Origin of the sequence: Sphingobacterium sp. G1-14 (assembly GCF_002196555.1) — a bacterium.
GTDB lineage: Bacteria > Bacteroidota > Bacteroidia > Sphingobacteriales > Sphingobacteriaceae > Sphingobacterium > Sphingobacterium siyangense.
This window is the reverse complement of sequence record NZ_CP021381.1, coordinates 2874052-2894612: the sequence shown is the minus strand read 5'-3', so window position 1 is coordinate 2894612 and position 20561 is coordinate 2874052. Positions and strand designations below refer to the sequence as shown.

Below are 20561 nucleotides of genomic sequence, written 5' to 3'. Positions count from 1 at the left end.
TAAACTTTTTAAGGGTTATAAATGTCGAACCAAAGATTTTTTCAGTTGTCAATGTGGCATTTTGTGGCACATTTTTGCAGAAACTCAATGTGCCACGAATGTGCCACAAAAATTATGAGTATTTTTGAAAATTTCAGCAATTCCCATAAACAAAAAAATCCTGCAAATCATTGATTTTGCAGGATTTATCTATTTTTTAGTGCTTTTTAAAAATTTTAAAATTTGCACCTGGCGGAGAGTGAGGGATTCGAACCCCCGAACCTGTGACAGTTAACGGTTTTCAAGACCGCCGCATTCGACCACTCTGCCAACTCTCCGCGACAAAAGTACGAATTTCCACTCTCCTACCAAATTTTATTTTATATATTGTGCTTATTGAGCTTTTATAAACTGAATATCAGCACTAAATTTTACATCGTCGCTCACCATTACCCCTCCTGTTTCCAATGCTGCATTCCAATTAAGGCCAAATTCTGAACGTTTGATTTTGCCCTCTACTATAAAACCAGCTTTGGTATTTCCCCACGGATCTTTTTGGATACCTGCAAATTCTAAATCAAAAACGACCGGTCTAGTGACATCACGAATAGTCAAATTTCCCTTAATTTGTTCATTTTCTAAACTCGTTGCCTCAAAAGTAATGGTGGGATATTTTTCCACATCAAAAAAGTCTGGACTTTTTAGATGTCCATCCCGTTGTTCATTACGCGTATTGATAGATGCCGTATTGATAACCACTTTGGCAAGCGCATTTTTAAAATCTTCGCCATCGGCGTCAACATCTATTTTAAAACTGTCAAAGTTTCCTTTAACGTTCGTAATCATCATGTGTTTTACTTTGAATTCTATCTCGCTATGTGCAGCGTCTAGTTCCCATTTTCCTTGTGCCATAATTTTATGTTTTTTCTATTTGTTTAATAACACAAAGGTAACAGCAGTTTTATTCATTTTGTTTGACCTAGATCAATAAAATAATCTTGTTGAAAAGCAATCAGTTATTGAAAAACCACAAAAAAAAGTTGGCGATATTTTGGAAATATAACACAAATGTCTACTTTTGCATTACCGAAAGCGACGCGCCAATAGCTCAGCTGGATAGAGCATCGGTTTTCTAAACCGACGGTCTCAGGTTCGAATCCTGATTGGCGTACTTAAAAGCCCCTTTGTTCAACACAAAGGGGCTTTTCTTTTTATACACTATATGGTTTCAAAAGTTAAGATTCATTAAAATCTCATCGATATGGCAGTCGAGCTTGAAGATGAAAATAAGCTAAGGTTTCTCACTTTTAAATTGACTATATAGAAGAAAAGCAACGAAGGCAAGTATGACAATTAAAATAACATTCATATGGTTATTATTTAGGTTAATAATAACCTAAATAATAAAAATAGATAAGGCCGAGCAAATGCTTCGACCTTATCAAAAGTAATTTCTGATTATCTGGCGCTGATTGACCCCGGGACCATCTAAATGAACTGAAACTATGATGGTGACTTACATGGTATTTATGGATTAAACCTATTTCTTAACAAACTCGCGTACGCGCTCATCTTTAATTGCACCCGACCAGTTCAAACCATAACCAAAATCGTAAGCATGTCCGGCTTGATCAACATATACCTCCATATCAAAGGGCACATCCTCTGCTTGCTTCTCTACTGTAGCCATATTCGCTGGCATTTGAACCGGTAAAAGACCAGATGGTTCATACTTTCCAAACATAACATCCAATACAGCCTGTGTCGATACACCAAAATTCAAGACAATACCAGAGACTTCCTTTTCAAACTCGGCAAATACCATCGGCTTGTTGGCAGTTACAGCAACCAGAATTGGTTTATCTTTCATCATATCCTTCGTATCCAATATCGTCTGAAGATCCATCACATTAGCAGCAGTCACCATTTTATTCTTATAAGATCTATTCTTAATCGACGGATCGATTACTGGATCACCCGCAGCAATGCTCTCCGCTCTTGCGTTTGAGGCTGTATAAGTGCCATATTGCAAGGAAATGGGAACATATCCATTTCCACCATTCTTGCGATCCCTTTCACTATACCCACCTTCGACACTGATCGGGCTCTGTACAAACACGACTGCAAGATCAGCTTCATTGGGGTTATCGGTTACATCAGCATATTTCCGCAAGAGATCGATGTTAACGGGGTATTCCAATCGCGCCTGTGTATAGTTTCCCCACCAATCTTTCATTGCTGCCTTATACATCTTCGGAACATAAACTTTCTTCCGTCCACGAATAGGCAATTGCTGATTACTATTCTTTAGTAAAACAACGGACTTTACCTGTGCGTCGTAGCCCTCCTTCATATAGAGCGGATTTCCGACAGTGACACGACTTTCCTCGACATCCAAATATGGATTTTCAAAGAGTCCTACCCGGAAAATATTTAACAGAAGCCTTCTAGCGGAAGCCTCAAACCGTTGTCTCATAAATTTCTGTCCGTGCTCTTTGACACCCAGTTCATAGGCCGACAAAACAGGAGCCTTATCGTTATTGCCTCCAAATTGATCTACACCTGCCATTAATGCTTTATAATGACGCTCTGCCACCGACAGCTGTTCTACCCCCCAGGGTTTACCTGCAAATCCATCTGGCTTAGGCGCTTCATCTCCCGTAATCAGCCAGTCCGAACAGATCACACCATCATAACCGTAGCTGCCGCGCAACAAGTCGGTAAGCAAATATTTGCTATAACCATTTCCCACATTTTCACCATTCTTCTTGTCCTGACCAAAAGAAATCGTATAATAGGGCATAACTGCGGCAGCTTTGCTCGTCTTTCCAGTCAACTGGAAAGCTCCATTGACAAATGGAATAATATGTTGCTTCAGATTATCACCTGGATATACCGCAAACTTTCCAATAGCCCAATGGCCGTCCCGACCACCTTCCTCAGGCCCTCCACTGGGCCAATGTTTCACCATGGCATTGACACTCTTATACCCCCAGCCTAAGGCAATTTCGTCGTTTCCACTCGATGTCTGAAAGCCATCAATATAAGCTCTGGCCATGGCTGTGGTCAACTGCGGTACCAACGCGGCTCGGTACCCAAATCTATCTGTGGCGATAATGCCGTCGTGATGCCCAATGATCGATATTCCGAAGCCGCCACTTGCCCAAAACGTTTAACGATAGCTGGATCGAATGTCGCCGCCATCGCAAGTCCATCCGGCCACATCGAAATTTGCCCCCCTGCCCCTGCATTGAACTCCGCACTGACAACAGCATTATGACGTGGATCGGAGCTATTATTCGCCGGGATACCCCATCCCAACCCTTCCACAAAACCCTGCAACTCATTATTCCAGCGGGCAGCGGTTTCCGGATCTTTTACTGCCGTTAACAGGATATGCCTAAGCCCATCCTTCTCCAGAAATTCGCGCTGCTGATCGGTCAGGGCCCAAGGTGAAACAAGACCTTCCTGGTAATTTTTTCCTTGATAGGTGCCAGCCATAAATCCAAGGGCCGGTACTGGTAAAGCTTGATGTCTGCTGTATAACATAAGCCCAGCAATCTGATCAATAGATAATTTTGAGGCGAGATCTTTGGCACGTTCCTCTGGTGTCAAACGCCAGTCTTCATAAAGATCTAATTTCCCATTTCGATTAAGATCCTTAAATTTATTTCCAGCAATGCTTAGGATCTTCACTCCCGAAGTTGTCGAATAACCCAATACAGGACCATATTTATTCTCAATCTTTTGATAAACCTGGCCTTGTGCCGAAAACGTTAAAAATAGACTGAAAGATGAAGCGAATAGTAGTTTCCTTGCGTTCATATAATCTGTTATTTTAATAAATGAGTTCGTAGTCAAAACGTTCGCCTTATCGGCAATAAAAACATTTGGCTTGATACGTTATAATCAGTTACTTGTATTGCTTCTTTATGAAGCAATACAATTGTACAACCTTTTTGTTCAAATACAAAATAAAATCAACGAAATAACACAAAAAGCTAACTATCAATCTATTGATTTAACAAAAAAGCCCCTAATGTAATTTTTGACACAAGGAATTGTTCGACTTTTATCGGCCAACTTGCCTCCCATTGCGATATTTTTTTGTAATATTAACCCAAAGACAGAAAGTACATGGATTTCAGAACACAGATTATTAACGCATCGGCAGAGAGTTATGAAAAATTTCTACCTCACATTTCTGTAGACACCGTCGTCTTTGGCTTCGATCAAGGTTCTTTGAGAATCCTTTTACTAAAAATGAACTACAATAAAGAGTGGTTTCTTCCTGGAGGTTATGTGGGGAAAGAGGAGGATACTGACGAAGCGGTCAAACGTGTACTTTATGAACGCTCGGGTGTAAAGGATATCTTCTTGGAAGAATTTGCTGTATTTGGAAACCCACAGCGCAGCCAGCAATCCTTTGCGGATTACCCCGACACACTGTGGAACAAACAGCGTTTTATTTCAATTGGTTACTACGCGCTGGTAAATTACAAACATGTTGTTCCTCAACCTGATTCCTTAAGTGAGACCTGCCAGTGGATCGACTTTAAGGACATCACTGAACTTAATATCACCATGGACCACCGCAAAATCATCAGCAAGGCTCTTCGGACTCTTCGCGAACGGCTTTCTTACAAACCAATAGGATACAATTTACTACCAGACAAGTTTACACTGTCCGACTTGCAAGGGCTCTATGAAACAGTACTTGGTAAAAAACTTAACCGAGGCAATTTTTATCGTAAAATGAAAAATATGGGTATCCTTCAAAAACTTGACGAACAACGGAAAGGTGGAGCCCATAAAGCTCCCGACCTCTATAAGTTCAATGTGGCAACCTATAATAATATCTTACAGGAAGGCTTAAATACCTGGTAGTACAATCACCAATACTTTGACACCAAATTTATAATAGACTACAGCCTAGTCAACGCTGACATAGGCCAACATTCTACCATCGGCTAAACTAACCCGCAAGAAACTGAATGCGCAGTACAGAAGTCCAACCTTTACAATTGATCTATACAATATATTTATTGACAATATTTTCCAAATCTTCCAAATCAAAAGGTTTAGATAAAAAATCATCCGCTCCGGCACGATCTGCTAGGGATTGAATATCGTTGTTTGCCGATACGTATATTACGGGAATATGGCTAAAACGCTTATCTGATTTAAGCAATCTAGTCGCTTCAACACCACCTATGTTTGGAATCCAGTTATCCATTAAGATAAGGTCAGGCTCTGCAGATTCCACCTTTTGGATAATATCATGTGAAGTTTCGGAAACTTCAACATGGAACCCTAAATCTGTCAAAACAACCGTTATAACCTCCAAAATAATGGTATCGTCCTCAAATATCAATACCGTTTTTGCTTTACTCATATAAAATAGTTTATGTATACCCTCATTGTTTTACATCAGACACAAAATGATTCACGTCTGCCTGCCCCCCCCCCTATAAGGTATAAAGTTTTTTCCAAATTTTTTGATCCCCTACAGGTGTAAAGTTATGTTGAATACCTGAAAATCGTATGGTTTCTTTACTACCTAATGCCAAATATCCTAAATTTTCTAGACTCGCATCAAATAATTTAAAGACACGCTCTTGCAAGTCCTTATTAAAATAGATCAAAACATTGCGACAAAGGATTAATTGAAAGCTATTAAATGAGGTATCAGATACCAGATTATGGGTAGATAAAATCATTTTTTGCTTTAGATCGGCATTGAATTTCGCCCATTCATAATTTGCTGTATAATATTTCGAAAAATCCTGTTTTCCTCCAGATTCTATGTAATTCTCAGAGAAAGATTTTATCTGGCTCAATGGATATACACCATTCCGGGCAATATCAAGTACCCGTGGATTAATATCCGTTGCATATATCAATGACTTGTGATACAAATTGGCCTCTTTTAGCAAAATGGACATCGAGTAAGCTTCCTCTCCTGTGGAGCAACCAGCAATCCACACACGGATCAACGGGTATGTACCCAATTGTGGTAGAATTTCCTCCCGTAGCTGACGAAAGAATAAAGGATCCCGAAACATTTCGGTTAAGTTAACGGTAATCTCTTCTACAAAGTGCTGCAAAAATGCAGGATTGTCCTTTAATACAAAGCGAAGTTCAGCAAAGCTTGCCAAACGGTCATTCGTCATAAGCCGATTAATCCGCCTCTTCATCGAGGCACGGCTATACTGCAAAAAATCATACCCGTAGTCTCGATAGATATCTTCAAGCAAAATATCTATTTCATGGTCTTTTATGATACTATAGCCCAACATTTAAATTAACCGTTCAATTTCACCCATCAATTTATCGACATCAATCGGCTTCGAGACATAAGACTGGGCTCCAGCTTCCAAGCATTTCTCCCGATCTCCACTCATCGCTTGCGCTGTTACGGCAATAACCGGAATTTTGCCTATAAAACTCGAATTGCGAATTAGCTGAATCGCCTCATAGCCATCAATTTCAGGCATCATCATATCCATCAATATCAACGCCACACCTTTATTCGCCTCCAAGATCTCAATAGCCTCGCTCGCACTTGTGCTGCTCAACACCTGATATCCCTTAGCTTTCAACGTCAAACGCAATGCAAAAATATTGCGTTGATCGTCGTCCACAATTAATATTACCTTATGCTGATCCATATATCAGTTGTCCTCAATTTTCATATAACCACACACGCAATAAAGACAAGAGTTGGTCGATATCCACCGGCTTCGAGATATAATCCGAAGCTCCTGCCTGAATACACTTTTCACGATCCCCGATCATCGACTTCGCCGTAACAGCGATAATTGGTAATCTAGCATAGTCCGCATGTTGTCTGATATTCTTAATCGTTTCATAACCATCCATCTCAGGCATCATCATATCCATCAGTACAATATCAATGGGTTCTCCGGACATCAATACTTCCAACGCTTCTTTACCATCCATCGCGGGAATTACCTTCACTTGAAATTTCTCCAATGCTTTGGTCATCGAGAAGATATTCCTAACGTCATCATCAGCGACAAGAACCTTCTTGCCCTTCAATACGTCAGTCAGAGCTCCAAGCCCATTGTTCTTCCTCCTAGCGTCGTCTGAATTATTAACCTCAATCAAATGAAGAAACAGGCCTACCTCATCCAGAATCCGTTGATAGGAATGAGCCGTCTTTACAACAACTGAGTCTGCATATTTTTTAATCTTCAACTCTTCAGCCTTGGACAGATTCTTGCCTGTAAAGATAATGATCGGCAAGTTCTCCAGTCCTTCATGTTGTTTGATTGCTTCCAACGTATGGTAGCCCATTTCATCAGGTACTCCCATGTCCAAAATCACACAGTCCACATCCGCTGTACGTAAAGCTGTAATGCTATCCTCTACATTATCTTTTACTTCAAGTGATATATTAAAACTACTTAAGAAATAAGATAATGCACTTGCATGCTTTGGGTTTTCTTCAACAATAAGCACCTTCTTAGGCGAACGGCTTAACGCCGATTCAATTCTTTGGAATACCGAAGTCATTTGTTCTAACGCAACAGGCTTACTAATGAAATCGATCGCTCCTTTTAATAAACTTTCTTTCTTCACCTCAAGCGAAGACATAATATGAACCGGAATATGCCGCGTAGCCTTATTGCCCTTCAATTGATCCATGACAGCCCATCCATCCATAATTGGCAATTGAATATCGAGCAAAACAGCAACTGGGTGATATTTCTGGGCTGCTGGAAGTGCATGGTCACCACGAACAACAACTACACCTTTATAGTTTTGCGTATGGGTATATTTCAAGAGTGCCTTGGCAAAATTAATATCATCCTCCACAATCAAAATCACCTTATCCCCTTCTACAACCGTATCCCGATCATCTGGAATCTCCTCCGGGATCCTAATCGTGACCGGATTATAGCTATCTTCTTTAACAATCTCAATGACCTCTTCTACTTCCGAAGATATCTCCTCAACCAATTGCTGCTCCTTGGTCAATATCTCTTTGACTTCAACTTTCGACTTCGGAATAATAAACAAAAACGTACTGCCTTTGCCTACTTCGCTTTCCAACCGGATTTCTCCACCGAGTAAGCGCGCGATTTCGCGGCTAATGGAAAGCCCCAATCCAGTACCACCAAACTTCCTTCTGGTTGAGCCATCAGCTTGTTGAAAGGCTTCAAAAATAATTTTCTGCTTTTCAAGTGGTATACCAATACCCGAATCGACTACAGCGAACACCAATCGATCACTATCGCCTGGGTCTTCATAGATTTCAAGACGTACTTCGCCTTCTTTGGTAAATTTAATGGCATTAGAAATTAGATTCCGTAGTACTTGATCTATCCGCAAACGATCACCTTGAAAGCTTAGATTGACCGAATCACTGATACTCGTTTTTAAAATCAAACCCTTTTCCTGTACAACAGGCGAAAACAGACTATTCAAATCCGCCAAAATATCATTCAGGTTCAAAGACGCATAATCCAAAGTCATCTTACCCGATTCAATTTTGGAAAGATCCAGAATCTCATCAATCAAGGTGAGCAAACTTGTCCCCGAACTTTGTATAACTTTGGCTGACTCAATCTGATCTGAATTCAGATTTTCCTCCACATTCTCGGACAATAAGCGCGACAATAATAAGATCGAGTTGAGTGGCGTACGAAGTTCATGGGACATATTAGCCAAAAATTCCGACTTATATTTGGTACTTAGCGCCAGCTCCTCAGCTTTTTGTTGGATCTCCTGATTCCGTTCCGCAATCATCAGATTCTTATCCTCAAGCAAACGCGAGCGTTCCTCCAGCTCTTGATTGGACTGCATCAGTTCCTCATGCTGCACTTTAAGTTCCTCCTCCGAAGATTGCAAACGCAATGTTTGCGCCTCCAATTCAGTATTTAAGCTTTCAAGCTCGGCATGTTGGGTTAATAGCTCTTCAGACTGCACCTGTGTTTCCTCCAATAAGGTCTGGATTTTCGCCCTTCCTTTTGCTGAAACTAGTGCAATCCCAATCTGTCGGGAACATTCACTCAAAAATGTCTTTTCCACTGCAGTAAAACTCTCCATTTGACCAACCTCCAATACACCCAGCACCTGATCATCAACCAGCATTGGTAAAAGCTGAATATGAGGTACATTGATTTTTCCGTTGGCAAAACTCACGAGATAGTCTGCCGTATTTAAATTATTCAAGGTCTTTGGTTCACGATCCGTAAATACCTGACCGATATATCCTTCGCCAGGTAAAAAATATTTTTGTACCTGTTTATCCAGTCCATACGTTCCTGCCAGCTCCAACCTTTCATTATTAAAGATATAGATTGCACCACTAACAGCCCCCATATATCCGATCAGGGTTTTGATAGAATCGACCGCAATCGTTTCTTCACTCTTATTCCCCACCAACCCAGTATAGAGTTTTGCATAACCGGCATGCAACCAGTCGTTATCTTTAAGTTGGTCAAAAGATTTCTTCAACGATTTGGACATTCGGTTGACCGATTTGGCTATTGCTCCCAAATCATCATCCTCTACCTCTTCTGCTTTGACGTCATATTCCCCCAATGCGATGCGATTGGTTATTTTTTGAACGAGATTTAATCGTCTTGAAATCGCTTCATCCTTGTCACGAAGTGATTTTTCTAGCAAAGCGCGCTTTTTGAAATCTGCCCGTAACCTGAAATAAAAATAGCTGGTAATAATGAGAGAAAGCAATGCACTGATAACGATAAAAAGTGTCGTGATAAACGACGAATTGTCCAGATTGGTAGATTTCTGATTGATTGTATCGTCTTCATTTTGGATAATGTCATTAATAATCGTGCGACATTTATCCATAGCCGATTTACTAACATCCAACTGAGCCAAGCTAACCACACCACCGTTTCTTTTAGTAGCGACGGCCTCCTTTAAGACTTCTATTCGCCATTGCGCAGCAGTTAACAGACTATCAACACGAACTTTTTGCACCGGATCCATCCTGGTCAGCGTCTCTATAGCCTTTAATTCTGTGGGCAAGCTTTCTAATGCTTTATTAAAAGGTTCTAAATAGCTTTCCTTTCCGGTCAGAAGAAAACCCCGGTTTCCTGTCTCAGCTCCTTGTAATGCATTGAGTAAATTATTGGATGTACTGATAATCTTCCTTGTCACACCAAGCTCCTCACGGTATTTATTTTGTTCCTGAATACCAACATAAGATGCAGTAGAACTTATCAGCAATATGACTAAGGAAAAACCTATTCCGACCGTTAGATTATTGAGTGTCTTACTATTTGGCATCTAGAGGTAAATTTAAAGGTAAGGTAAAATAAAATGTCGCGCCTTGTCCACCCGAACTTTCCACAGCAATGGTTCCATGATGGGCGCGAATAATTTCAGCACAGATATAAAGTCCTATCCCAAGCCCCTGAAAATCGAACGACGTTTCTTCCACACGATAAAATTTCTCAAACACATCACCTTGCTTCTCTTCTGGAATGCCGATCCCAAAATCTATTACACTTATTTTCACGTTGCTGTCTTCAATAGAGCAGTCAACAATTACTTTTTCAGTTCCAGCAGCATATTTATATGCATTCGTCAAAAAATTAACCAACACCTGCTCTAGACGGATCTCATCACCATAAATCTGTACGTCCGTAATATCCCCTTGCCGGAGAAGCTTCATACTGCTTTGGTCATGCGTTTGAACAATGGAGTCCACGGCACTCTTGACCATATGCTCGAGAGAAAATACCTTTTTATTGATCAGCAGCTTCCCATTATCGATCTTTGACAGATCCAAAAGATCAGAAATAAGACTGTTGAGTTTGTCAACTTGGCCCTGAACCCGGGTTACATACTTTGCCTCAGCACTTTCCTCCTCCAGCTTAAGTTTACGGTCGAGCAATTGCATATAGGCTTTAATACTTGTTAAAGGTGTTTTCAACTCGTGACTCGCGATACTCAGGAACTCATCTTTTTCCTTTTCCGCTTTTTTTTGTGCATCGATATCTGTAAAAGTCCCGACCCACTTACTCGCTCCATTCTCCAAAATTGGCCACACACGCAAAAGCTGATATAGGTATTCCCCACATGGCCTCCTTTGGATACGTACTTCCATTTCCAAGGGTTCTCCAGAACGAAGACTCGCTTGAAGCTCTTTTTCGATTGATTGATCGCCAGGATAGATCTGTGGGAATTTTGAGGCATCATCAGAAAACTGAAACCAGCGACCATTCACAAAATCAATATTTCCTGCACTGTCACAGGTAAAAGCAATTTGAGGCAAAGACTCCAAAAGCGTATGCAAATAGTCCACCTTAGACCGCAGTTCCTGCTGTGCCTGCTTGCGCCGTTCTACCTCAAGTTCTAAAGTTTGTTGAATATCTTTAAGCGCTTGGGTCTGTTCATACAGCCGATAAAATGTCTTAACTTTCAACATCAGGATGTCGGGATCCACAGGCTTGGTCACATAATCCAATCCACCCGAATCATAACCCTTGGTGATAAAGCGTTTATCCGTATTTACAGCAGACAAAAATATGATCGGAGTTTCCTTTGTTTTGCTAAATCCCGCTATATTTTCAGCGACTTCAAAGCCATCCATATCTGGCATCTGAACATCCAATATGATTAATGCATATTTATATTTTAAGATCTTTTTTAAAGCTTCTTCCCCTGATTGAGCGGTATCAACTTTAAAATTTTTGGATTCCAGTAATTTTTGCAAAGAGTAAATATTATCCGGATTATCATCAACAATTAATATCATAGTGTATTAAAACTTAGCATCAAGGTTAACAAATCTAAAAAAATTAACTGAATACCACCAATCGAATTACGGAAAACCGCTGGCAAAAAAAAGCGCATGAAATAAGTAAAACTTTAGTCTGTCAAAGCCTGTTTTAACAAATATGATACGTTTTACATCAAAAGGCATATACTGCATTCCCGGTAAGTTTTATCTCGACCCATGGAAGCCTGTTGATTTGGCTGTTATTTCTCATGGCCATGCAGATCATGCCCACTGGGGAATGAAGAAGTACCTCTGTCATCATTTCACAGTCAATATACTTCGGAGCCGGATCGGTCCAGATATTCAAATCCAGGGAATCGCTTACAATGAACCTGTCCACATCAATGGTGTCAGAGTTTCCCTGCACCCCGCCGGACATATCATTGGTTCTGCCCAGATTCGCCTGGAGTATAAAGGTAAAGTCGTCGTATTTACTGGCGATTACAAAATTCAGGAGGATGGCTTATGTACACCATTTGAACCGATGAAATGCCATGAGCTCATTACAGAAAGTACTTTCGGTCTTCCGATTTATCGATGGGAGTCTGTAGCGGTACAAAATGAACGACTGCAATCTTGGATTAAGAACAACCAAAGCAATCATAAGACATCCGTATTTATAGGGTATTCGCTTGGAAAATCGCAGCGTATTCTAAATGCTGTACATGAAATGGGTCCAGTATATGTACATTACAGTATTGCTAAATTAAATGAGGCCTACAGCCAGGCAGGTGTAAAACTACCACCCTATCAGATTGCGGAAGTAAAATCAGCTCCAAAAGAACTAGACAAGCAGATTGTATTGCTTCCGCCAGCACTGCTGGACAGCCAGCTCCTTCAAAAAATACCCAATGTTGCCTATGCCATCTGTTCGGGCTGGATGCAAATCCGTGGGGCGCGACGATGGCGCAGCGCAGATGCTGGTTTTGCGATCAGTGACCACGCCGACTGGTCAGGTTTATTGCAGGCAGTACGTAGCAGTTCGGCCGAAAAAGTATATGTGACCCATGGGCAAACAGCTACCTTTGCCAAATATCTCAATGAAATCGGCATTGAAGCGGAAGAGGTCACCACACAGTATGGTGATGAAGAAGATCCCCAAGTCCAAACGACTTAAGATAGCTTATGAAAGAATTTGCAACATTGATACATGCTCTCGACAGCAGCAACAAGACCAATTTGAAAAAAGAGGCTGTTTTGCATTTTTTCAGGGAAGCCTCTGACAAAGATAAACTTTGGTTCCTCGCTTTGATGACGGGGAAAAGACCGAAACGGAGTATAGCGGTTAAAGACCTCAAAACCTGGACTTTAGAAATAACAGAAATTCCCGAATGGTTATTTATTGAATCCTATGCTGCCGTAGGTGATCTATCCGAAACCTTGGCTCTACTTTTGCCATCGGCATCGCAACTGATAGAAAAAAGCCTTAGCGACTGGATGGATGAAATCATTGCCTTACAAAATGCATCCATTGCAGAGAAAAAAGCTTTCGTTCTTCGATCCTGGAACGGGCTAAGCACCGTCGAGCGCTTTATTTTTAACAAACTTCTGGGCGGAAGCTTCCGTTTGGGCATTTCAGCAAAAGGCTTAATCAATGCCCTTGCTCAATATACAGGTACTGAGGCGAGTGCGGTAGCGCACAGCATCATGGGCGATTGGAATCCACATGAAGTCGAATTTGAAAAACTTATTCATGGAACGTATAGTGATACCAATCTTTCCAAACCTTATCCTTTCTGCCTCGCCTATCCTATTGAAAAAGAACCGGAAGAACTAGGGTCAATTAAAACATGGCAAGTCGAATATAAATGGGATGGAATACGCGGCCAGCTTATCAAGCGCAGCGGAGACATACACATCTGGTCACGCGGGGAAGAACTTGTTACAGCCCAGTTTCCCGAAATTACTGCAGCCCTCAGTCAATGGAGCGGAAGCTTTGTGCTCGATGGAGAGATTCTTGCTGTTAAAGACGGCCGTGTACTTAACTTTTCCGAACTACAAAAACGGATCAATCGCAAAACAATCCCAAAAGCTTTGCGTGAGGAAGTACCTATTGCAATCTACCTTTATGATCTCTTGGAACTGAATGGAATAGATCTCCGCCAGGAGCCACTTGCATACAGGCGTGTACAGCTGGAAGAACTTTATGCAGCCAATCCGGGTACCGTATTAAAACTATCACCGTTGATACATGCCGAGGACTGGACAGCCCTTCAACAAATCCAAACTGCAGCACGCGAGCTTAACAGTGAGGGCATCATGCTCAAGAAAATGGATTCACCTTATTACGCCGGTCGCAAAAAAGGAGGCTGGTGGAAGTGGAAAGTCAATCCGATGAGTATAGATGCTGTACTCATCTACGCACAAAAAGGTAGCGGTCGCCGGAGTGCACATTACACAGATTATACCTTTGCCGTAAAAGATGGAGATCAGTTGGTCACGATCGCTAAAGCCTATTCGGGACTTACAGACAAAGAAATCCTTGAAGTAAGCCGGTTTGTCAAACAAAATTCACTGGAGAAATTTGGCCCCGTCCGCACGGTTAGACCCGAACTTGTCTTTGAGATTGCCTTTGAAGGGATAGGATACAGCAAAAGACACAAATCTGGCGTAGCATTACGCTTCCCAAGGATTTTACGCTGGCGAAAGGACAAAACAGCGGCAGAGATCGACACCCTTGACGATATAAAACAATTGATTCAATAAAAATTTGAGACGATAAAACAGCGTGAACGAGAAGATAGCACATAGTGAAGGATTTCGAATTGTCAACAATTATTTCGAATCCCAGGGAAATGTTCCCTTTAGCTTTCAGACCAAGGCCTGGGAGAAATACGCGCAGGGATATAGCGGACTAGTTATTGCACCAACAGGATTTGGAAAAACCTTTTCGTTATTTATGGCGGTACTGATAGACTTTCTTAATAACCCGGATCAGCACCAAAAGGGTTTGAAGCTACTTTGGGTAACACCCTTACGCTCATTGGCTAAAGATCTTGCACGAGCAATGCAAAAGGCCATAGACGATATTGGGCTGGACTGGGTCGTTCAGGTTCGCAATGGCGACACCAATCCGAAAGTAAAAGCGCAACAGACGCGATCGATGCCCGATATTCTGCTCGTCACTCCCGAAAGTCTTCATTTGCTGCTCGCACAAAAACAACGGGATAAGTATTTCAAAAATCTCCGGTGTATCACGGTGGACGAATGGCATGAACTGATGGGCAACAAACGTGGTGTTATGGTCGAACTGGCGCTCGCCTTCCTCAAATCGCACTATAAAAAGATGCGCGTTTGGGGGATCACTGCCACCATAGGCAATCTCGAGGAAGCTATGGAGGTTCTGTTGCCAACAGAAAAAAAACGTATCCAAATTGCCGCTAAAGAGAAAAAGAAGATAGCGATCAAACCAATTTACCCCAGCAAAGTGGAACTATTGCCCTGGGCAGGACACCTCGGTGGCAACCTAGCGGACCAGGTCGTCCCCATTATACTCCAGAGCAAAAGCACAATCCTATTTACCAACACACGCAGCCAAAGCGAAATGTGGTATCAGCTCCTTTTACAGGCACATCCAGATTTTGCCGGACAAATCGCCTTACACCACAGCTCTATTGATGCCAATATCCGCGAATGGATCGAAGATAATCTCAGCAGCGGCAAACTTAAAGCAGTCGTGTCGACCTCTTCCTTGGACTTAGGGGTAGATTTCAAACCCGTTGATACAGTCATCCAGATTGGCTCGAGTAAAGGTGTAGCCCGGTTTATGCAACGCGCTGGAAGAAGCGGCCATAGCCCTTTCGAAACCTCTACGATTTATTTCGTCCCTACGCACTCCCTGGAGCTCATCGAGGTCGCCGCACTGAAGGAGGCTGTAAAAACGCAGACGATCGAAAACCGGGACCCTATGGTTCAAACTTTCGATGTGCTTGTTCAATTCATGGTAACCATCGCCCTGGGTGGGGGATTTCGTTCGGAAGAACTGCATGCGATCGTCGCCAATACCCATGCCTTTCGCTATATGGATCAGGAAGAATGGCAATGGTGCATGTATTTTATTACCGCAGGGGGAAAAATTGGCAAACGCTACGAAGAATTTCACAAGGTTATCCAAGATGAAGAAGGTAAATGGATCATCAAAAATCGTCGCCTGGCACTTCTGCATCGACTCAATATAGGCGCTATTGTAGGGGACGCCATGATGCGCGTGAAGTTCCTCTCCGGTGGTTATATCGGCATGATCGAAGAATATTTTATCAGTAAACTCAAAAAAGGCGAGCGATTTATTCTTGCGGGACGCGTCCTGGAACTTGTGATGGTCAAGGAAATGACCGTATTCGTAAGAAACTCGTCGGGTAAAGCCATTACTCCAAGCTGGCTCGGGGGTAGACTTCCCTTATCGTCCAATTTAAGCCATTTCCTTCGTAAAAAATTGGCTGCAGCAACAGGAGCTCCTTCCAGTGAAAAAGAGCTTCATTTCCTGGCACCATTGATCGAAAAACAGACCGAACTTTCGGCCGTGCCTAGCGAAGCGGAATTTCTTGTCGAACATATCAAAACAAGAGAAGGACATCATCTCTTTTTCTACCCTTTGGAGGGTAGACTGATCCATGAGGTCATGGCAGCGCTCGTCGCCTATCGCATCAGCAAATTGTACCCCATCAGTTTCTCTATGGCGATGAATGATTATGGTTTTGAACTCTATTCCGACAAGGACATCCAACTGAGCCAATCACAGCTCGAAGAGGTCTTGAGCCGTAAAAATCTGATGGAAGATGTTATCAGCAGCATCAACTCCGCAGAAATGGCCAGCCGTAAATTTAGAGATATTGCTGTCATTTCGGGATTGGTGGTTCAAAATTATCCGGGTACACAGCAAAACAATAAATCCCTACAGGCTTCATCCGGAATTATTTTCAAGGTATTAATGGAGCACGACCCGAGCAACCTACTCCTCAAACAAGCTTTTAGCGAAGTGTTCAACCAACAATTGGAAGAATATCGTTTAATAAAAGCATTCGACAGGATAAACAATAGTAAAATACGTTATACCTTTGTCGAAGAGTACACGCCACTGAGCTTTCCGATCAAGGTCGATAGCCTGCGGCAGTCGCTGTCGAGTGAAGCACTGATCGAGCGTATCCAACGGATGGAAAAGGCCAACATGCAAAAAAAGAAACGTAGAAAATGAAGATCAAAGAGCAAACAATTACCTTTAATAAGCAGCAATTAATCCTTAACAATCAACGCTCTATATTTTGGAAATCAGAAAAAACATTGATTCTGTCCGATCTGCATCTTGGCAAAGCAGCACATTTCAGAAAGCACGGTATTGCAATCCCCATGGATACCACAATAGCCGATCTCAATCGACTCGAGCGCCTAGTGGATTATTATCAGCCCGTTCAGGTTATTGTTGTTGGAGATTTGGTTCATGCAGGTATCAATCAAGAAGTGCTACTATTGGAACAATTCAAAACGAGATATCCAACGCTTCTCCTCCACTTGGTCAAAGGAAACCATGATCGCCTGTCGAAACAAATGACCGATCGATTTAACATTCACCAACATGACGAAATCTTTGAACTGCAGCAGATACAATTTAAACACCACCCCATCGATGCGGAAGATCAATCTTCCTTCAGGATTAGCGGCCATCTGCATCCAGGAGTCAGTATTGTCATACCACCGAGACGGCAGTTACGCTTACCCTGTTTTATGGTTTCTGATCATCAAATTATCCTGCCTGCATTTAGTAAGTTTACAGGGCTAGACAGTAAGGAATTATCTACAGCGTATCAATGTTATGCAATCACAGATGACCTGATCTTTCCCATCCAAAAAAACAGATTATAAAAACGTTTTATGACATTTTGAATTCACCATTACATTTTGAGTTCACCTGGCGAGATCCCATAATATTTTTTAAATGCACTGCTAAAATTATTCTGATGACCATAGCCCGTCAACAGGGCCACCTCATAAACCGTCATTTTATCTTCGAGTAGATAACTTTTGGCTTTTTCCATACGCACCCGTGTGAGGTAGTCGTGAATGGTCACTGAAAAATATTCCTTAAAGTCCTTACGTAGTTTACTTTCACTCGTCAGCACCTCTGCTGCCAGTTCTTTTTGCGTTGGTGGATTGGCAATACGCTGTTCAAGAATCTGTCGCGCCATCTCCAGTCGCTGCACATCCTCCTCATGAAAGAGCGAATCACTGCTTTCCGTTTTCTCATTGTATTGCTCAAACTGATACATCAGCAGCTCAACAACACGTGACTCCGTATGTAATCGACGGATCTCCCCTTTCTTTTTAGATTCAATCAGCTCAGTTATGGTATGCTGCATCTCGTAGGTTGCCATCAGATCCTCCTCCGAAAATGACACATACTCTCCCTTTTCGATCTCATGCACAAATTGCTGATGCAATAACGAATCGCGTTTGATCAGATTGAGGTAATACTCTTTGGAAATAACGGCTATAAAATATGTGTATTCAATACCAGGTTCCACTTCATGAATGGATTTGACCGAAGGAATGTAGCGTATATTATGCCGGCTCATGCCGTAAGGCAATTTGCTATCTGTCGGCTTAAAAAAGATAAACTGGCTGGTTATGGTCTCGCCCTCGATCTCCGTAAGCACCTGCACTGGCCGATCAAACTGCATTTTCGAATGCAAGATAAACAATCCTGAAGTCGATAGCTGAAAATTCTCCATATGGACAGGATCTTTGGATATGGATATCCTATTTTCGACCAAAGGTTTGTCGGGAACATAGCCATCCGGAATTTCTTCTTCAAAAAGCCAATCTGCCAACTCTACTATTTTACTTTTCACCAACATGATTACAAATCCTAAATAAGCCTGAAGCAGTTAAAATTAACGAAATAAGATGGTATTCTAAAATTATTTATAACCTTTCTAAATAACACAGTTAATCCAAGTCAATATCCATTTCCTCCAACTGAACATAGGGTTTCAATGTTCTTGGATTCATAATGACATTGGACTCGACCGAAAAGATGGTATAGATCTCCTTTTGGGCCAATACCTCCACCGGGGTACCATGAAAGAGCTTTCGGCCATTTTTGAGCATCAGAATACGATCGGCATACATGGCGGCAAAATTGACGTCGTGCACAATCAGCACCACCATAAATCCTTTTCGGGCAAGTGCCCGTGCAATGGCCAGTACTTTCTGCTGATAGTGCAGATCCAATGCTGAAATCGGTTCATCCAATAACAACAACGCATCCGGATTATCCCATACCTGCGCTAGGATCCGTGCAAGATGAACACGCTGCTGTTCACCACCAGAAAGACTCAAAAAATCCCGTTCAGCAAAAGCAGATACCCCACAAAGTTCCATGGTTTCGGCCACGATCTTATAGTCCTGTTGCTTCGGACTATTCTTATAATGCGGATACCGTCCCATCAGCACAATCTCTTCTACACTAAAACTCAATGTCATCTGCTGCTGTTGACTCAGTAAAGCCCTGCATTTGGCCAAAGCCGCAGGCTCGTATGCCGACAGTGCCTTGCCATTGAGATGAACAGCTCCAGAATCCGGCTTTTTTTCACCACAAAGCACTCCCATCAGCGTCGATTTACCCGCGCCATTGGCTCCTAGGATTGCCAGGATTTCCCCTTTGCGCACCTGAAAGGTAATATCCTTCAGGAGCTTTCGTCCGTTCACTTCGTAGTTGATCTTCTCTACACGTAGCATAATGCGATTATTTTTTAAGCCTCTGCCAAAAGACTATTTATCTTTGATTAAAATATACAAGAATACCGGTGTACCCAGTAAAGCCGTAATCACGCCAATGGGCAATTCGATGGGTGCCACGGCGACCCGGGCAATCACGTCTGCCAATGTCAACACCAGTGCCCCTAATAGTAATGAACCAGGAAGCACAAATCGGTGATCCGCCCCACCCATCAGGCGAACTGTATGTGGAACAATCAATCCCACAAAACCAATAATGCCCGACACCGCAACGGATGCTCCCACAGAAAGCGTGGATAAGACAACCACCCAGCGTTTGACGCGATCGGTACGCATACCCAAAAGATCTGCCTGCAACTCCCCGAGTGAAAAAGCGTTCAATGACTTTCCAAAAAAAGGCAAGATCAGCACCGGGATCAAAATAAAGGGAGCCAACGCCCTTAGGTTATCCCAAGTAGCCCCGCCAAGACTGCCCAGCATCCAAAAAGTGATGGTACGTAACTGTTGCTCCGTCGACATATAAGTCATCAAACCCGTCAGCGCACCAGCAAAGGCATTGATGGCAATACCCGCCAACAACATCGTCGTCACATTTGGACGACCATTTTTACTGGCGATACGGTAAACCAAAAAAGCGGTTAAACCAGCGCCCACAAAAGCACCAAAAGCCAATATATAATATCCAATCCAGGCCGCTAAAGAGGTGAAAAGAAAAGTCTCAAAGGCAATAATCAGTACCGCAAAAAGGGACGCTCCAGAAGAAATCCCGATCAACCCTGGCTCTGCCAATGGGTTGCGGAATATACCCTGGATCGCAGCACCCGATATACCAAGTGCTGCACCCACCAAAAGTCCGAGCAAAAGACGCGGCATACGAATCTCAAAAAGAACATCTCCTTGCATATTGTGCACAGCTTCGGCACTCCCAAAGTGCAATTTTTGCATCAACATCGTTAAGATATCAGCGGACGGAATATGGTAGGCCCCCATCCCCAAGGCAACAATACTTACAACACCCAATACCAGGCCCAAAGCCAATAGGATAAATTTCTGTTTCTTTTGCACC

At 42.3% G+C, this 20561-nt stretch carries 15 protein-coding genes, 2 tRNA genes and 1 pseudogene; 6 read left to right on the top strand and 12 right to left on the bottom strand.

The genetic code is table 11. The features are described from left to right. Positions 1-229 precede the first annotated feature (229 nt). Both CBM24_RS12025 and CBM24_RS12020 read right to left on the bottom strand, forming a co-directional pair. Positions 230-317 (bottom strand) — tRNA-Ser (locus tag CBM24_RS12025). A 55-nt stretch (positions 318-372) separates the two neighbouring features. Then, on the bottom strand, positions 373-891 hold the full coding sequence (locus CBM24_RS12020; protein WP_088161416.1) for a YceI family protein: 519 nt from the start codon (positions 889-891) through the stop codon (positions 373-375). A gap of 185 nt (positions 892-1076) precedes the next feature. Here CBM24_RS12020 and CBM24_RS12015 point away from each other — a divergent pair. Beyond that, positions 1077-1150, top strand: a tRNA-Arg gene (locus CBM24_RS12015). A gap of 369 nt (positions 1151-1519) precedes the next feature. On the opposite strand, the gene CBM24_RS27735 is transcribed toward CBM24_RS12015, so the two are convergent. Further along, a complete protein-coding gene (locus CBM24_RS27735; protein WP_232475797.1) occupies positions 1520-2332 on the bottom strand; it encodes a glycoside hydrolase family 3 C-terminal domain-containing protein in 813 nt (270 codons plus the stop codon). Between the two features lie 147 nt (positions 2333-2479). Further along, a pseudogene (locus CBM24_RS27730) lies at positions 2480-3480 on the bottom strand (glycoside hydrolase family 3 N-terminal domain-containing protein); the annotation flags it as partial. Positions 3481-4116: 636 nt separating this feature from the next. Between CBM24_RS27730 and CBM24_RS12005 the strand changes: the two are divergent. Further along, positions 4117-4866 carry an NUDIX hydrolase gene (locus tag CBM24_RS12005; RefSeq protein WP_075992442.1) on the top strand — a complete coding sequence of 250 codons (750 nt, stop codon included), beginning with the start codon at positions 4117-4119 and terminating at the stop codon, positions 4864-4866. Between the two features lie 142 nt (positions 4867-5008). On the opposite strand, the gene CBM24_RS12000 is transcribed toward CBM24_RS12005, so the two are convergent. The 5 genes from CBM24_RS12000 to CBM24_RS11980 all read right to left on the bottom strand — a co-directional run bounded on the left by CBM24_RS12000 (position 5009) and on the right by CBM24_RS11980 (position 11740). Continuing rightward, entirely contained in the window at positions 5009-5374 is a 366-nt protein-coding gene (locus CBM24_RS12000; RefSeq protein ID WP_075992441.1) for a response regulator, read from the bottom strand. A 73-nt stretch (positions 5375-5447) separates the two neighbouring features. Then, a complete protein-coding gene (locus CBM24_RS11995; protein ID WP_075992440.1) occupies positions 5448-6278 on the bottom strand; it encodes a CheR family methyltransferase in 831 nt (276 codons plus the stop codon). Continuing rightward, positions 6279-6650, bottom strand: coding sequence for a response regulator (locus CBM24_RS11990; RefSeq protein WP_088161415.1), 372 nt, complete (start codon positions 6648-6650; stop codon positions 6279-6281). Between the two features lie 13 nt (positions 6651-6663). Beyond that, complete coding sequence (locus CBM24_RS11985) at positions 6664-10266, bottom strand: response regulator (protein ID WP_088161414.1); 3603 nt, start codon at positions 10264-10266, stop codon at positions 6664-6666. Continuing rightward, positions 10256-11740, bottom strand: coding sequence for an ATP-binding protein (locus CBM24_RS11980; RefSeq protein WP_088161413.1), 1485 nt, complete (start codon positions 11738-11740; stop codon positions 10256-10258). The genes CBM24_RS11985 and CBM24_RS11980 overlap by 11 nt, the downstream gene beginning before the upstream one ends. A 142-nt stretch (positions 11741-11882) precedes the next feature. On the opposite strand from CBM24_RS11980, the gene CBM24_RS11975 reads away from it, so the two are divergent. The 4 genes from CBM24_RS11975 to pdeM are packed head-to-tail and all read left to right on the top strand — an operon-like array spanning position 11883 to position 17620. Then, on the top strand, positions 11883-12881 hold the full coding sequence (locus CBM24_RS11975; RefSeq protein WP_088161412.1) for a ligase-associated DNA damage response exonuclease: 999 nt from the start codon (positions 11883-11885) through the stop codon (positions 12879-12881). An 8-nt stretch (positions 12882-12889) separates the two neighbouring features. Continuing rightward, the gene (locus tag CBM24_RS11970) at positions 12890-14470 is read left to right on the top strand and encodes an ATP-dependent DNA ligase (protein WP_088161411.1); all 1581 of its coding nucleotides are present in this window, start codon (positions 12890-12892) and stop codon (positions 14468-14470) included. 22 nt (positions 14471-14492) lie between these two features. After that, positions 14493-16955, top strand: a complete 2463-nt coding sequence (locus tag CBM24_RS11965; RefSeq protein WP_198386102.1) for a ligase-associated DNA damage response DEXH box helicase — start codon at positions 14493-14495, stop codon at positions 16953-16955. Continuing rightward, positions 16952-17620: a ligase-associated DNA damage response endonuclease PdeM gene (gene pdeM / locus CBM24_RS11960; RefSeq protein WP_075992434.1), complete on the top strand. Its 669-nt coding sequence runs from the start codon at positions 16952-16954 to the stop codon at positions 17618-17620. The genes CBM24_RS11965 and pdeM overlap by 4 nt, the downstream gene beginning before the upstream one ends. A 29-nt stretch (positions 17621-17649) precedes the next feature. Here pdeM and CBM24_RS11955 read toward each other — a convergent pair whose 3' ends face one another. The 3 genes from CBM24_RS11955 to CBM24_RS11945 all read right to left on the bottom strand — a co-directional run bounded on the left by CBM24_RS11955 (position 17650) and on the right by CBM24_RS11945 (position 20560). Next, positions 17650-18612 (bottom strand): helix-turn-helix transcriptional regulator, encoded by a 963-nt coding sequence (locus tag CBM24_RS11955; RefSeq protein WP_075992433.1) that lies wholly within the window; start codon positions 18610-18612, stop codon positions 17650-17652. A 91-nt stretch (positions 18613-18703) separates the two neighbouring features. Next, complete coding sequence (locus CBM24_RS11950; RefSeq protein WP_088161410.1) at positions 18704-19495, bottom strand: heme ABC transporter ATP-binding protein; 792 nt, start codon at positions 19493-19495, stop codon at positions 18704-18706. A gap of 33 nt (positions 19496-19528) precedes the next feature. Further along, a complete protein-coding gene (locus CBM24_RS11945; RefSeq protein WP_232475773.1) occupies positions 19529-20560 on the bottom strand; it encodes a FecCD family ABC transporter permease in 1032 nt (343 codons plus the stop codon). Position 20561: the final 1 nt, after the last annotated feature.

Coding starts and splice junctions, on each gene's coding strand:
- CBM24_RS11970 (WP_088161411.1), top strand. CDS start 12,890: ATGAAAGAATTTGCAACATTGATACATGCTCTCGACAGCAGCAACAAG.
- CBM24_RS11950 (WP_088161410.1), bottom strand. CDS start 19,495: ATGCTACGTGTAGAGAAGATCAACTACGAAGTGAACGGACGAAAGCTC.
- CBM24_RS11955 (WP_075992433.1), bottom strand. CDS start 18,612: ATGTTGGTGAAAAGTAAAATAGTAGAGTTGGCAGATTGGCTTTTTGAA.
- pdeM (WP_075992434.1), top strand. CDS start 16,952: ATGAAGATCAAAGAGCAAACAATTACCTTTAATAAGCAGCAATTAATC.
- CBM24_RS27735 (WP_232475797.1), bottom strand. CDS start 2,332: ATGAAGGAGGGCTACGACGCACAGGTAAAGTCCGTTGTTTTACTAAAG.
- CBM24_RS11985 (WP_088161414.1), bottom strand. CDS start 10,266: ATGCCAAATAGTAAGACACTCAATAATCTAACGGTCGGAATAGGTTTT.
- CBM24_RS11995 (WP_075992440.1), bottom strand. CDS start 6,278: ATGTTGGGCTATAGTATCATAAAAGACCATGAAATAGATATTTTGCTT.
- CBM24_RS11980 (WP_088161413.1), bottom strand. CDS start 11,740: ATGATATTAATTGTTGATGATAATCCGGATAATATTTACTCTTTGCAA.
- CBM24_RS12005 (WP_075992442.1), top strand. CDS start 4,117: ATGGATTTCAGAACACAGATTATTAACGCATCGGCAGAGAGTTATGAA.
- CBM24_RS12000 (WP_075992441.1), bottom strand. CDS start 5,374: ATGAGTAAAGCAAAAACGGTATTGATATTTGAGGACGATACCATTATT.
- CBM24_RS11990 (WP_088161415.1), bottom strand. CDS start 6,650: ATGGATCAGCATAAGGTAATATTAATTGTGGACGACGATCAACGCAAT.
- CBM24_RS12020 (WP_088161416.1), bottom strand. CDS start 891: ATGGCACAAGGAAAATGGGAACTAGACGCTGCACATAGCGAGATAGAA.
- CBM24_RS11975 (WP_088161412.1), top strand. CDS start 11,883: ATGATACGTTTTACATCAAAAGGCATATACTGCATTCCCGGTAAGTTT.